12 protein-coding genes are annotated in these 13728 nt (G+C 64.4%); 6 read left to right on the top strand and 6 right to left on the bottom strand.

Translation table 11 applies throughout. The features are described 5' to 3' along the window. Positions 1-32: 32 nt before the first annotated feature. The 3 genes from C492_RS10010 to C492_RS10000 are packed head-to-tail and all read right to left on the bottom strand — an operon-like array spanning position 33 to position 2493. Complete coding sequence (locus C492_RS10010) at positions 33-1229, bottom strand: CaiB/BaiF CoA transferase family protein (protein ID WP_008423031.1); 1197 nt, start codon at positions 1227-1229, stop codon at positions 33-35. Continuing rightward, positions 1226-2011: an enoyl-CoA hydratase/isomerase family protein gene (locus C492_RS10005; protein ID WP_008423029.1), complete on the bottom strand. Its 786-nt coding sequence runs from the start codon at positions 2009-2011 to the stop codon at positions 1226-1228. The genes C492_RS10010 and C492_RS10005 overlap by 4 nt, the downstream gene beginning before the upstream one ends. 53 nt (positions 2012-2064) lie before the next feature. Beyond that, entirely contained in the window at positions 2065-2493 is a 429-nt protein-coding gene (locus C492_RS10000; RefSeq protein ID WP_008423027.1) for a universal stress protein, read from the bottom strand. Between the two features lie 313 nt (positions 2494-2806). On the opposite strand from C492_RS10000, the gene C492_RS09995 reads away from it, so the two are divergent. The 6 genes from C492_RS09995 (at position 2807) to C492_RS09975 (ending at position 9942) form a co-directional block, all read left to right on the top strand. Beyond that, positions 2807-3811, top strand: a complete 1005-nt coding sequence (locus C492_RS09995) for a Bug family tripartite tricarboxylate transporter substrate binding protein (protein ID WP_049892959.1) — start codon at positions 2807-2809, stop codon at positions 3809-3811. Between the two features lie 70 nt (positions 3812-3881). Beyond that, entirely contained in the window at positions 3882-4469 is a 588-nt protein-coding gene (locus tag C492_RS09990) for a hypothetical protein (protein WP_008423024.1), read from the top strand. Then, positions 4470-5969: a tripartite tricarboxylate transporter permease gene (locus tag C492_RS09985; protein WP_008423022.1), complete on the top strand. Its 1500-nt coding sequence runs from the start codon at positions 4470-4472 to the stop codon at positions 5967-5969. 68 nt (positions 5970-6037) lie between these two features. Next, the gene (locus tag C492_RS09980; RefSeq protein WP_008423021.1) at positions 6038-6454 is read left to right on the top strand and encodes a cupin domain-containing protein; all 417 of its coding nucleotides are present in this window, start codon (positions 6038-6040) and stop codon (positions 6452-6454) included. A gap of 78 nt (positions 6455-6532) precedes the next feature. Next, on the top strand, positions 6533-6697 hold the full coding sequence (locus C492_RS24575) for a hypothetical protein (protein ID WP_169333448.1): 165 nt from the start codon (positions 6533-6535) through the stop codon (positions 6695-6697). Between the two features lie 278 nt (positions 6698-6975). After that, on the top strand, positions 6976-9942 hold the full coding sequence (locus tag C492_RS09975; RefSeq protein ID WP_008423020.1) for an FAD-binding and (Fe-S)-binding domain-containing protein: 2967 nt from the start codon (positions 6976-6978) through the stop codon (positions 9940-9942). A gap of 4 nt (positions 9943-9946) precedes the next feature. Here C492_RS09975 and C492_RS09970 read toward each other — a convergent pair whose 3' ends face one another. From C492_RS09970 to C492_RS09955, 3 genes are all read right to left on the bottom strand, one after another. Further along, complete coding sequence (locus C492_RS09970; protein WP_008423019.1) at positions 9947-10708, bottom strand: IclR family transcriptional regulator; 762 nt, start codon at positions 10706-10708, stop codon at positions 9947-9949. Positions 10709-11394: 686 nt separating this feature from the next. After that, positions 11395-12705: a malate synthase AceB gene (aceB, locus tag C492_RS09960; RefSeq protein ID WP_049892952.1), complete on the bottom strand. Its 1311-nt coding sequence runs from the start codon at positions 12703-12705 to the stop codon at positions 11395-11397. Between the two features lie 535 nt (positions 12706-13240). Continuing rightward, positions 13241-13609 (bottom strand): VOC family protein, encoded by a 369-nt coding sequence (locus C492_RS09955; RefSeq protein WP_008423016.1) that lies wholly within the window; start codon positions 13607-13609, stop codon positions 13241-13243. Between the last annotated feature and the right edge of the window lie 119 nt (positions 13610-13728).

Genomic DNA, 13728 nt, shown 5'->3' with positions numbered 1-13728 from the left:
CCCTCGCTCCCGCCGAAAGACGTGCAAGCGCGTCAGTCGCCGAACGCGCCGTCCTCGCTCCACCGCTCGAGGGTCGTCTGATCGTCCGCGAGTTCGTCGAACACCTCCTCGGTGTGTTCGCCCAGCCGCGGCGCGGGCGAGCGCACGACGGCGTCGTACTCGGGGTAGTTGATCGGGTGGCCCGGCAGCAGGCACTCGCCCCAGTCGGGGTCCTCGTGGTCGACGACGAGGTTCCGGGCGCTCGTCTGTTCGTCCGCGACGACGTCGGCCACGTCGTTGATCGGACCGCAGGGGAAGTTCGCCGCCGTCAGCTGCTCGAGCCAGTGTTCAGTCGGCTCTTCCTCGAGGGCCGTCTGGATCAGTTCGGTGACCCGCTCGGCGTTTGCCTGACGGTCGTCGTTGGTCGGATACTCCCGGAGCTCCTCGGCGCCGACCAGATCGACGAAGTCGCCCCAACGCTCGTCGCTCGGGACGCCGGTGACGAGCGCGCCGTCGGCGGTTTCGAAGCGCTGGTAGGGAACGAGCGTCTGGTGGGTCACGCCCTGGGGTCGGGGAACGGAGCCGTCCATCGAGTACTCCGTGAGGTACTCGTTGAGCAGGGTGACGATCGAGTCGAACAGGCCGACGTCGAACTTCCCGACGAACGCGTCCGGGTCCTCGAGGCGGTCGCGCTCGTACAATCGCGCGAGGACGCCCATCGCGGCGAACATCCCCGTCGTGAGATCGCCGATCGCCTGGCCGACCTTGACGGGCTCGCCGCCCTCGGGCCCGGTGACGCTCATGATCCCGCCCTCGGCCTGCAGGATAAGATCGAGTCCCGGCTGCTCCCGTTTGGGGCCGGTTTCGCCGTACCCCTTGATGCTGGCGTAGACGATTTCGGAGTTGCGCTCGCTGATCTCGTCGTAGCCGATGCCGAGCTTGTCGGTGACGCCGTAGCCGAAGTTCTCGACGAACACGTCGGCGCTGGCGATCAGGTCCCGGGCCGCCTCCGTTCCGGCGTCGGTCTTGAGATCGAGGGTGACCGACCGCTTGTTGCGGTTGTTCGCCATGAAGTAGCCGGACTTGCCGTCGGGACCGATCCCCTGGGATCGGGCCGGATCGCCGACGCCCGGGCGTTCGATCTTCACGACGTCGGCACCCATGTCGGCGAGCAACGCGCCGCAGAAGGGACCCGCGCGGTGACCGGTCATCTCGACGACCGAGACGCCCGAAAGGGGTCCCCCGCTCATCGTTCCTCGTTGAACTCGTCGACCAGCTCGCGGCGCTCGTCGGTGGCGAACTGCTCCCACCAGATCTCGGCCTCCTGTTCCCGCGCCGCCTCGAGACTGCCGGCGCGTACTGCGCCGTTGAGCGCGCGTTTGGAGTTTTTCACCGCCGTGCGTCCGGTCTTCTGGATCCCGTCGACGATCCCGTCGACGGTCTCGTCTAACTCCTCGCGCGGGACGGCGTGGTTGACCAGCCCGATACGCTCGGCCTCGTCGGCATCGATCATCCCCGCGGTGTAGACGAGCTCCTTGGCCTTGGCCTCGCCGACCAGCTCGACTGCCCGCCAGGTCGAGCCGCCAGTCGGAATCTGGCCGATGTTCGCGGTCGGGACGCCGAACTTCGCGTCATCGACGGCGATCCGGAGATCGCAGTACATCGCGAAGATCAGGCCCCCGCCGACGCAGTAGCCGTTGATCTTCGCGATCACCGGCGCGTGACAGTCGTACGGTTTCTGGTACATCTCGTAGAACAGCTCCTGGCGGTCCTTCTGGAGGGGATCGTGCTCCTCGGCCGTCCCGGCGTACTGGGAGATGTCGGCGCCTGCGGAGAAGGCGTCCTCACCCTCGCCGGTGATCACCACGGCCTCGATATCGCGGTTCAGCTGTATCTCGTCGAACGCGCGCTTGAGATCGAGCATGACCTCGTTGTTGAGCGCGTTGTAGACCTCGGGTCGGTGGAACTCGATCGTCGCGATCCCGTCGTCGACGTCGACGGTGATGCTCTCGTAGGCACTGTAGCTGACCATGTACCGCCGTTAGTGAGTCTCTTGCAAAAAATTTTGTATTACGGCGCCGACGCTTACTCGCCCCGGAGCGAGACGACCGGGGTGGACGCGTTCAGGAGGACGGACTGGGTGACGCTCCCAAATAGCGCCTTCCCGACCGGCGATCGGTTGCGTCCAGCGACCACCAGATAGCTCGCGTCCGCCTCCTCGGCGTAGTCGACGATCTCGTCCGCCGGGTCGCCGAGGAGTCCAACTGGAGTCGCCTCGACGCTCGCGTCTTCGATCGCCTCCGCGGCGATCTCCTCCGCGATCTCGACGACGTCCGCCACCGGTACCGTCTCCCCGGTCTCGCTGACGTTCGTCCGCTCGAGGGAGACGAACTCGTCTCGGGTGAGCACGTGGACGACCTCGACCGGTTCGTCGAACGCGCGTCCGAGACGGTGTGCCTGGGTAACGACGGCGGCTGCCCTGTCGGAACGATCGATCGCTGCAACGACGGTCATAGCTTCGAGAAGGATCTCCACCCGTAAATCAGTTACCCGCACGCCGGCTCCGTCCGCAACGGATCACCCGTCGAGAGCGATCGGAACGGAACTACTAGTTCACGTCGTACCTCGTTATTGATTTCGTCTATACTGTCGAAATATTCCGGTATAAGAGAAAGCTTTATATCTGTACTGTTTGATCATGGTAGTGTAACCCTGACTCACGGAGTCAAGCAACACATCCCAGGGTCTGTGGCTAATACGTATGTCCGAAGAAACAACGCAACGAAGTGTGACGGTGGAGGCAACGACCAGGCGACGGTTCCTCGGAATCGCCGGTGCGGGTGCTGCCGCGTCGATGGCCGGCTGTCTGCAGGACGACAGCCCGGGATCGGGGAACGGTGAGGATTGGGAACCCTCCGAATCGATCCGATACATCGTGCCGTACGACGAAGGAGGCGGCACCGACGTCTACGCCCGCGGTATCGTCGAATCGCTCACCGACGCGATGGGACAGGACATCCAGGTGGACAACGTCCCCGGCGGCGGCGGCCTAAACGGGTTCGGGGAACTGTACGGCTCGGATCCGGACGGACACACGATCTCGGGGAGCGCGACCCCGCTCGAGGTGCCGCCGCAGATGCTCGAGGACCCCGGGTTCGATCAGCGCGACCTCGAGGGAATCGCGAACATCGGCCGCTCGACGTGGTGTCTCATCGTCAACGAGGAGTACGAGGGTGAGGTCGAGACGTTCGACGACGTCCGCGAGATGCACAACTCCGGCGAGTGGGAAACGATCGGGATTCAGGAGCCGGGCAGCCCCCAGGACATCATGACCCTGCTGGCGAAACACGGCGAGGGGTACGCCGAGGAATACGACTGGCAGTGGGAGGAGCGGGTTCAGTATACGGGAACCGGTCCGATCACCGAAGCGGTTACTTCCGGCGAGGTACCCTGCGGGATCGGAACCGACGCGGGGACGGAGCCGAACGTCTCCTCCGGAGGCGTCTACCCGATCTGTACGTTCTGGAGCGAGGGAACGGAAGTGTACCCCGACATCCCATCCGTCACCGACGAGGGGTACCCGGACATGGACTTCATCTCCGGTGTCACTCGCGGGCTGTACGCGCCGCCGGATACGCCCGACGGCGTCATCGAGGAACTGACCGGACGCGTCGAGGAGGCGACCGAGGACGAGCGCTACCAGGAGTGGTCCGAAGAGACCGGAAACCCGATCTTCTACGAGGGGCCCGACGAGGCGAACGCGGCGATCGAAGACGCGTTCGCGGAGATCGAGGAACTCGGGATCATCGAGCTGATCGAAGAACACTCGTAACCCCCCTCCGCCCAGTAATATTATGAGTAACACAGAGTCAACCGAGAGGAACGTAACGCCGGAACGGATAATGCTCGTTACGTTTCTCGTCCTAAGCGCGGTGTTCATTATCGAGCCGGTGATCGCGGACTATCCGGACGACGCTCGTGTGTTTCCCCAGCTAACCGCGTCGGCTGTCTTTATCGGCTCGCTGTTGCTGTTGCTACAGAATTACCTTCCAGGCCCCCTCTACACGTTCGTCGCCGAGAGCGTCAGCATCACCAGTTCCGACGAGTCGGAGGTCGTCGAACAGGCTGGCGACGAGGAGGATTTGCTGGACGAACGGGACCAGAAGAACGGGAAGGACACGCTCGGCTCGAAGTACGGGTACGAGGTGAACGAGACCGTGTTTATGGTCTCGACGGCGGTCCTGTACTTCGTCGCGGGGTGGGCGGCCGGTTTCCTCTTCGTCACTCCCCTGTACATCCTCGGATACACCCTCTGGTTCCGGGTGAATCCGGTCGTCGGTCTGGGACTGGCCGCAGCGGGAACGATCGTCATCTACCTGTTCATAACGTACCTCGTGATGCCGTTCGACGAGGGCCAGATCTTCGATTTCAGTCCGCTCGTTCCGACGCTTATCGATAGCACGTCGCTACTGCTTCGAGGTGGTGCGTAGATGGCAGTCGACGCCTTTCTCGAGGGGCTCGTGGTCGCGACGAGCCCGGAAATGCTCCTCTGGCTGACCGTCGGCCTGCTTCTCGGCATCATCCTCGGCGCCCTTCCGGGTATCGGTTCACCGGTCGGAATGGCGATCGTGCTCCCGTTGACGCTTCCGCTGGAGGCGACGGCGGCGATCATCCTGCTGGTCGCGATATACAGCGGCGCGATGTTCGGCGGCTCGATCTCGGCGATACTGATCAACGCGCCGGGGACCGAATCGGCAGCGGCGACGACGCTGGACGGCTACCCGATGTCGAAAAACGGGCTCGCGAAAAACGCGCTGGCGATCGCGACGACGGCCTCGGCGCTGAACGGATTTCTCGCGGCGATCCTGCTGGTCGTCCTCTCGCCGGTGTTGATCGAAGTCGTCCTCGCGTTCGGTTCACCGGAGTACTTCCTGCTGGCGATCCTCGGCATCTCGCTGATCACGATCGTCACTCAGGGATCGATCGTGAAGGGCCTGGTCGCCGGGGCGCTGGGTTTCATGATCTCGACGATCGGAACCGCAATCCTCAGTCCGCGCCCGCGGTTCACGTTCGGTCAGTTCGGCCTCTACGAGGGGATCGACTTCGTGGCGGCGTTGATCGGAATGTTCGCGTTCGCCGAGATGATGAAACTCGCCGCGCGCGATCAGATCTCCGATGACGACGTCGAACTCGCGGGCAGCGTCCGCAAGGGCATCATGACGATCTTCAAGTATCCGGTCACGACGATCAAATCCGGACTGATCGGCATGGGGATCGGAATGATCCCCGGTTCGGGGGCGACGACCTCGACGTTCGTCGCCTACGCGGAGGAGGCTCGTTCCTCGACCAAGGACGGGAAGTTCGGCGAGGGCGATCCTCGCGGGGTCATCGCACCGGAGGCGGCGAACAATCCGACCGTCAGCGGCTCGCTCGTTCCGACGCTGTCGTTCGGAATCCCGGGAAGCGGCTCCACCGCCGTTTTACTCGGCGGGATCCTCATGCACGGACTCCAGCCCGGCCCCGTTCTCTTCGGCGACCAGCTCAATATCACCTATGCGCTGTTCATCTCGCTGTTCCTCGGCAACGTCCTCATCCTCGCCGTCGGGCTGACGCTGATCCCCTTCGCGAGCCGGATCACCGAACTCGATACGAACGTGATCATCCCGATGGTCGTCGTCCTCTCGTTCGCCGGAGCGTACACTCTCAACCAGAACTGGTGGGACGTCGGCGCCGTCATCGCGCTCGGGATTCTGGGATTTTACATGGTCCGGAACAACTACTCGATTATCGCGTTCGTGCTCGGAATCGTGCTCGGACCGATTGCCGAGGAGAACTTCTTCCGGTCGCTCCAGATATCGGGAGGCGAGTACACCATCTTCGTCAATCCGATCGACCAGCCGCTGTCGTTTCTCCTGTCGCTGGCGATCCTGGCGATCCTGCTGGGTCCGTTCGTGAAGGGGCGAGCCGAACGAATGGTCAGCAGCAGCTGATCACCCTCGAGACCCCGGATAACCGTCGGAACCGAAACGGCTAAGTCCCGACGTACAACCCTTCGCCTATGGAAGACGGCTGGCAACACGTCACACTCGAGGAACTCGAGACGAATCCCGACAAGCCCGGAAACCGCTGGGAGGCCTCGCCGGCGCTCGGTATCGACGCGTTCAACGTCAACGTGGCCGTTCTCGAGTCGGGCGAGCGCCTCTCGCAGAACCACTTTCACTACCACGAGAACCAGAAGGAGCTGTTCTACGTCGTTTCGGGCTCCTGCCGCGCGAGAACGGTCGACGAAACCGTGACACTCGAGGCGGACGACCTCATCGCGTTCGACGAGGGAGAAGTGGGCGCGCACGTGCTCTACAACCCCTTCGAGGAGCCGTGCAAGCTCGTCGCCCTCGGCTGGCCGCAGGACGGCCGGTACCCGGTTCACCAGCTCGAGACGACCGACGACGCGGTCGAGAACGTCCCGGACGAGTGAGAGGGGTACCGTTCGAACGACAGCTCGAGACCGAGTTCGATCACCGCGCTTAAGGGATGGATTACCGTATCCCGATCCATGCCACGGCTGCAACGAGGACTCGTACTGGGCGGGATCTTGCTCAACGCGGTGGCGTTCGTCTACGGCCTCTACGCCCGATCGCTGCTTTACGCGACGGTATTCCTGTTCGTTGCAGCGTATCTCGTCGTCGTCTACCGGACGAACGGCGGCTACGTTGACTGAGAGTCGCCACCGGGCCAACGGCGGCGGAGGGCACAACAGTTATGTGGGGCCGCTCGGTTAACAGTATCACGCACAAGATATGCAAGCGATTAGCAAAGAGCCGGCGACCGCCCGACGCCGCACCCGTCGTCGGTGGGCGAACCGGCGGTCCTCCCCGACCGCAACCGCCTCCCACCGACCGACAGCTACCGACGGAGGCGAACGAACGGCCCCGAACGCCTCCTGATCGGAAGCGTTTCGCTTGCGACTGGACCGATCCAGAACGGACACCGAGTATAATGGCTACACACGACAGACCGACCGACGGAGATCCGGCGACGGATCGACGCGCGAAGTACGACTACCGAAACGACGCGACGGAACGCCCGGATCTCGTCGACGACCTCGAGCGACGGGTCGACGGCGACGTCCGCTTCGACGAGTACACCCGCGAGCTGTACGCGACCGACGCCAGCGCCTACGAGATGCTACCGATCGGCGTCGTCTATCCGACCGACACCGCCGACGTCGCGGCGGTGATGAGTTACTGCGCCGACCGCGAGATCCCGGTGTTACCCCGCGGCGGCGGAACGAGCCTCGCCGGCCAGACGGTCAACGAGGCCGTCGTCCTCGATTTCACCCGCTATATGAACGCGGTGACGGACATCGATCCCGACGCCCGGCGAGCCCGGGCCCAGGCGGGGATCACGATCGGCGAACTCAACAGGACCCTCGAACCCCACGGACTCAAGTTCGCGCCCGATCCGTCGACCGCCGACCGCAGCGCCCTCGGCGGTGCGATCGGGAACAACACGACGGGCGCACACTCCCTGAAGTACGGCAAGACCGACGCCTACGTCGAGGAGGTGGAGGTCGTGCTCGCCGACGGCTCCGTCGAGCGGTTCGGCGAGATCGACCTCGGGGAACTGCGCGATCGGGGCGACCCCAACGGGGAGCTCCTCGAGCGGATCTACGCGGAGGTCGTCAGAATCGTCGACGAGGAGAGCGACGCGGTCGAGGGCGCCTACCCGACGCTGAAGCGAAACGTCTCGGGGTACAACCTCGACGTGCTGGTCGAGGAAGCCGAGACGGGGACGGTCAACCTCGCGAAGTTGCTGGTCGGCAGCGAGGGGACGCTGGGGATCGTCACGGAAGCGGCGGTCTCCCTCGAGACGATTCCGAACACGACGTCGGTCGCGGTGCTCTGTTACCGAAGTCTGCTCGACGCGATGGACGACGTCGGCGCGATCCTCGAGCACGATCCGGCGGCGGTCGAGGTGATGGATGACGTCCTGCTCGATCTGGCCCGAAACACCGAGGAGTTCACCGACGTCGTCGACATCCTCCCCGACGAAACGGCCTCGTTCCTGCTGGTCGAGTTCTACGCCGACGACGACGAGCGGAGCCGCGAGCTGGTCGCGGACTTGATCGACGACCGCGAGGGCGACGTCGCCTTCGACGCGCTGACGGCGTACGACGAGAGCCAACAGTCCCGGCTGTGGAAGATGCGAAAGGCCTCGACGCCGATCCTGCTCTCCAGAACCGGCAACGAAAAACACATCGCCTTCATCGAGGACATCGCCGTCCCGCCGGAAAACCTCACGGAGTACATCGCGGACTTCCAGGCGGTCATGGAAGACCACGATACGTTCGGTAGCTTCTACGCCCATGCCGGCCCGGGCTGTATCCACATCCGCCCGCTGATCAACACGAAAACCGCGGCGGGGATCGAGACGATGGAAGCGATCGCCGACGACGCGACCGACCTCGCGGTGAAGTACGGCGGCAGCGTCTCGGGAGAACACGGCGACGGTCGCGCCCGGACCCAGTGGAACCGCAAGCTGTACGGCGATCACGTTTGGAACGTGTTTCGCGAGCTGAAGACCGCCTTCGATCCCGACTGGCTGCTCAATCCCGGCTCGGTCTGTGGCGACCACGACATGACCGAGAACCTCCGGTTCGACTCCGACGACCGGTTCGACGCCGGTTTCGATCCCGTGCTCGACTGGGAGAACGAGAAGGGGTTCCAGGGGATGGTCGAACTCTGTCACGGCTGCGGCGGCTGTCGGACCAGCCAGGAGGGGACCGGCGGCGTGATGTGTCCGACCTATCGGGCTGCCGACGAGGAGATCACGAGCACCCGCGGCCGGGCGAACATGCTCCGCCAGGCGATGACCGGCGAGCTCGAGCCCGACGAGGCCTTCTCCGACGAATTCGTCACCGAGGTGATGGACCTCTGTGTCGGCTGCAAGGGCTGTGCGAAGGACTGTCCGAGCGAGGTCGACATGGCCAAGCTCAAAGTCGAGGTCGAACACGAGTACCACCAGCGTAACGGCGCCTCGCTGCGGGAACGCATGTTCGCCAACATCGGCACCCTCTCGAAGCTCGGCAGCGCCACCGCGCCGCTGTCGAACTACATGACGAAGCTGCCGGGCGCCCGGACGGTGATGGAGAAAACCGTCGGGATCGCCCGGGAGCGATCCCTGCCGACGTTCCACCGGGAGACGTTCACCGACTGGTTCGAGAGCCGGGAGTCGCCGGTGGATCCGGAGACGGCCGACCACAAGGTCCTGTTGTTCCCGGACGTCACCACGGAGTACAACGATCCAGAGATCGGCAAGGCCGCGGTTCGGCTCCTCGAGGCCGCGGGCGTCTTCGTCGACCTCCCCTCGGGCACCACCAGCAGCGGCCGTCCGGCCTACTCGAAAGGGTTTCTCGAGACGGCCCGCGAACGGGCCGAGCAGAACGTCAACGCCCTGATCCCGAACGTTCGGAACGGGTGGGACGTCGTCGTCTGCGAGCCGAGCGACGCGGTCATGCTCCAGTCCGACTACCCGGATCTGGTCACCGGCCACGACGTAAGCGACGTCGCCGAAAGCGCCTACGGCGTCTGCGAGTACCTCGACGTCCACCGCCTCGACGACCGCCTCGAGTTCGGGCCCGTCGACGAACGCCTGACCTACCACGGCCACTGCCACCAGAAGGCGACGAAGAAGGACCACCACGCCGTGGGCGTCCTCCGGCGGGCGGGGTACGCCGTCGATCCGCTCGACAGCAGCTGTTGCGGGATGGCCGGCTCGTTCGGCTACGAGGCCGAACACTACTCGATGAGCCGGGCGATCGGCTCGCAGCTGTTCGGTCAGATCGACGACAGCGACGGCGACGGCGTCGTCGCGACGGGGGCGTCCTGCAGAACGCAGATCGGCGACGAGTACGACGGGAAGCCGCCGCACCCGATCGCGAAACTCGAGGCGTCGCTCGCGTAGGCGACTACACCTTGTACTTGTTCAGCTCGATGACGTTTGCGGTGCGACGGAGCTGCTCGACGAACGCGTTTTCCTCCCAGTCGTCGTCGATGCGAGCCGTCGGCGCCGAGATGCTGATCGCGCCGATGACCTCGGACTCGAACCGGATCGGCGCGGCGATACAGCGCAGTCCCTCGAGGCGTTCCTCGTCGTCGACGGCGAACCCGCGCTCGCGGGTGCGCTCGAGTTCCTCCTCGAGCTCCGCGCGCGACGTGATCGTCTTCGGCGTCACCGCGGGTAACCCGTGGCGGTCGACGATCTCGTCGACGCGCTCGGCGGGCAGGTGCGAGAGGATCGCCTTGCCGAACGCCGAGCTGTGCATGGGGTGACGACAGCCGACGTAGGTGTCGAGGTCGACGGCTCGTTCGCCTTTCGACCGACAGAGGTAGACGCCCTCCCCGTTCTCCTCGACGACGAAGTGAACCAGCTCGCCGGACTCCTCGGCCAGGGCCTCGACCTGCGGCTCGGCGACCCTGTAGACGTCCATCTCGCTGCGGAGCTGGCCGCCGATATCGAGAAAGCGCAGGCTCAGCTCGTAGGTGTTCCCGTTCTTGACGACGAACCCCTGCTCCTCGAGCGTGCTGAGATGGTTGTGGATCGCGCTCTTACCCATGCTCAGCTCGTCGGCCAGCGTCGTGATCCGCGCGCCCCCGCGCCGGTTCAGTTCCTCGATCAGCGTCAGCGACTTCTCGGTCGTGCGGACCGGGTGTTTGGCTCTGTTTTCCATACGCGGAGGGTGTTATCGGAGCCCAATAAAGGTTGGTCTCTCATAGAGAACGCCGTTTCGCCGCGGTTCGGGTACTCTCGAGCGTAATTTGCAGCGTTTGGCCGATCTCCGAGATCGGCACGCGTAACGAAAGCGGGGGTTTCGGGCTGTACAGTCGAGCTAGCGGAAGTTCGGACCTCGGCCGCTCGAGAGGCCCGCATCGTAACAGGAATTCTGTGATGGAGAACGGTTACCCGTCGACGAGTTCCGAACCGAGCGACCGCGCACCGTCCTCGAGCCCACACCCGAACGTCGTGTTCCCAGGCGACGGAAGGAAGACCCGATCGGCGGTCCGGACCGTCGATCGGAGCGGGACATCCGCGGCAGCGCGGCCCGGAAACGGACGCGATCGGCGTCGGATCGCGCCGCCGTCGGAAAGCCGGAGAGCGCACCGAGCGTTCGACTCGGCTCGAGGCGACGATCCGAGCACCGACCTAATCGTCCTCCGCGGGCGCGCGGTTTGCGGGAAGCGGTCAGATCAGCGACGCACTCCCTCGGCGGCGAACGCCGACTCGGACGGAACGCTGTCCCGAGTTCCCGGCCCAACCAGCCGACGGGTGGGAGGCCGGGGCCGAGTTACGGCGATCAGTATCGCGGCGGAACTACGCACGAGCAAGCGACCAAAAGAATCGATTCGGCGGGGACGATCAGCCGACGACCATCGCGCGCTCGACGAGGTCCTCACCGTACAGCTCCTCGAGGTCCTCGTGTTGGTCCGGACGGTTCTCGTAGACGTCCTGGAACAGCGTGATCGGCGTCTGAGCCGCCTGGTAGGTCGCCTCGTCCCACATGCGGTCGTTGCTGACCTCGACCTCGACGCCGTCGATGACGAGCGTCCCCGACCGTTCCATCGCGATGGCGCCCTTGCCGGCCTCCTTGGCCGCCTCGAACTCCTCCATCGAGTCGACGATGTCGTCCAGGCTCGGGATGTAGGAAGTCATGTCGAGCAGCTCCTGGGAGAGTTCCTCGCCGTCGAGTTCGAGCTCGTCGCCGCCGACGCGGAGCGTGTACTGGTCGTCGCCCGTCTCCTCGAGCTCGACCTCGTCGCCGCCGTAGACGTGACGCCCGTCCTCCTCCTCGAGCTCGATCGTGCGGTCGTTGACCTCGAGCTGCCAGCTGCCGTTTTTCGGCGGGAGCGGCGACTTGTTGGCCTCGACGACCTGGCCGGGGGTCAGCGACCAGATGCCGAGCATCCCCTTCGCCTGGTTGTCGGTCATGCGCTCGTGGTAGCCCTCGACGTCGCGGATGTCGTCGTAGGGACCGTCGACCGCGATCAGGCCGGCCGCGCTCGCGCCGCGGGAGGTGTTGTGTCGCAGCTCCGGCCACGGCGGGAGCTCGCCGGTGGGCGTGATCGCGCGCATGCTCTTCGTGTAGTCGACCTCGCCGTCGACCAGCATGAACAGGCGCTCGAGGTTGTTCGAGGGCTTGCCCATCTCCTCGCGGAGGTCGCCCAGCGCCAGCTCGGCCTCGCCGCTCTCGACGATGACCGACATGGCCAGACTCCCCTCCTCGAGGTCGTGCTCGTTTTCGACGATCGTGAGGAACTCGTCGGCCTTCTTCCAGTCGTCGATGTCGCCGACCTCGGGGATCACGAAGCCGTCGAGGTGGTCGACGGCGCCGTTCTCGGGGTCAGCCAGCTTCAGGATCTGCTGGAACCCCTGGTAGCGGGTGGTGGGGCTCTCGCGGTGCCAGACGACGCGGGGGTGGATCTCGCCGGGGAAGTCGGCCCCGTTCTCCGAGATCACGTCGATCATGTTCTCGACGCCCTCGTCGCGCATCGAGGGCGCCGTCGCGTCCTCGTTGTCCGGCACCCAGACGTCCGGCGCCTCCATGCCGCTGAGTTGGGCGGCGCTTTGCAGCATCTTGGCGGAGTCGTCCTCTCCTTCGACAGCAGTCGGGGTAGTAAAGAACGTCCGTACGAACGCTCGTTCGTGTAGACGGTCGGTATGCGTGCTCATGAGTCCGTCTGGATCTATTGCGTTCTAATATTAAAATGATGTGGTAACGTTCTGCGATCGGCGCCCTCGTAATCGGGGACAGGCGACCGACCGCGAGGTGACGGCACCCTGATCCGCACGTTTCGTGTGCGCGATAGCCGAACGGACACGAAGCGGGGTTCGACCGTTCTCACATAGGAAACGATTATTCCTGCAAATCGACGAACGGGGCGGCGAACGCGAGGTTGCGAGGAAGTCGGTGGCGACGAACGTCGGGTTTGCGGAGCGACGGCAGCCCGCCTCTCGAACCGGAATCACCGGCCCCTCGACCGCCGTTCGGGTGTTCTGAAATAGGGAACGATACGCCGTACTCGCGTACGCTGTCCCCGAATTCGAAGGTATATTTTTACATCTGTATTTTCGTAATTCCATTCGGTCCGCTTCGCGACTATCGCCAGTTCTGAAATGGAGAACAGTCGAAACCGGCAGCGCCGGGTTCTGGAAACGGGAACTACCGTTTCGGGTTCCGAAAACCGAACGACGGCTTCCGATTCTCTCAGTCCAGCGACTCGACGAGTTCGACCTTCCGGCCGTCGGGGTCGTAGATGAACGCCGTCCGGGCGCCGGCTTCGGGCTGATCGCCCGGTTCCTTCTCGACGCCGTAGTGGTCGATCTCCTCGAAGGTCGCGTCGACGTCGTCGACGCCGATCGCGAGGTGGTCCCAGGACGTTCCGTCCTCGAAGCTCTCCTCGCCGTCGGTGTCCGACAGCTGCAGTTCGATCCCGTTCTCGTCGGCGATGTACCGGTTGTGGGTCTCGCCGTCCGGCGTCTCGAACTCCCAGCTCTCCTCGAAGCCGAACTGTTCGTAGAACTCGATGGTCTCGTCGGCGTCGGCGACGTTGACGTTGATATGGATGAGCTCCATACCGTTCTCCCGGATAACCACCCTATTAAATGCAATGGATACGACGATCGGTGCCGAGACCCGCCAGTGGCGAACGCTGACGGGAAATGCGGTCGTTGACCCTTTCCGAGTCTTTTTGA

Origin of the sequence: Natronococcus jeotgali DSM 18795 (genome assembly GCF_000337695.1) — an archaeon.
In the GTDB taxonomy this organism is placed as follows: Archaea; Halobacteriota; Halobacteria; order Halobacteriales; family Natrialbaceae; genus Natronococcus; species Natronococcus jeotgali.
Note: the sequence above shows the minus strand (reverse complement) of the source record. Positions and strands in the feature narration are given on the sequence as shown.

Bases quoted from the DNA above. Each gene is read 5' to 3' on its own strand.
- C492_RS10010 (WP_008423031.1), bottom strand. From the start codon at position 1,229: ATGAGCGGGGGACCCCTTTCGGGCGTCTCGGTCGTCGAGATGACCGGT.
- C492_RS10005 (WP_008423029.1), bottom strand. From the start codon at position 2,011: ATGGTCAGCTACAGTGCCTACGAGAGCATCACCGTCGACGTCGACGAC.
- C492_RS10000 (WP_008423027.1), bottom strand. From the start codon at position 2,493: ATGACCGTCGTTGCAGCGATCGATCGTTCCGACAGGGCAGCCGCCGTC.
- C492_RS09990 (WP_008423024.1), top strand. From the start codon at position 3,882: ATGCTCGTTACGTTTCTCGTCCTAAGCGCGGTGTTCATTATCGAGCCG.
- C492_RS09985 (WP_008423022.1), top strand. From the start codon at position 4,470: ATGGCAGTCGACGCCTTTCTCGAGGGGCTCGTGGTCGCGACGAGCCCG.
- C492_RS09980 (WP_008423021.1), top strand. From the start codon at position 6,038: ATGGAAGACGGCTGGCAACACGTCACACTCGAGGAACTCGAGACGAAT.
- C492_RS24575 (WP_169333448.1), top strand. From the start codon at position 6,533: ATGCCACGGCTGCAACGAGGACTCGTACTGGGCGGGATCTTGCTCAAC.
- C492_RS09975 (WP_008423020.1), top strand. From the start codon at position 6,976: ATGGCTACACACGACAGACCGACCGACGGAGATCCGGCGACGGATCGA.
- C492_RS09970 (WP_008423019.1), bottom strand. From the start codon at position 10,708: ATGGAAAACAGAGCCAAACACCCGGTCCGCACGACCGAGAAGTCGCTG.
- aceB (WP_049892952.1), bottom strand. From the start codon at position 12,705: ATGAGCACGCATACCGACCGTCTACACGAACGAGCGTTCGTACGGACG.
- C492_RS09955 (WP_008423016.1), bottom strand. From the start codon at position 13,609: ATGGAGCTCATCCATATCAACGTCAACGTCGCCGACGCCGACGAGACC.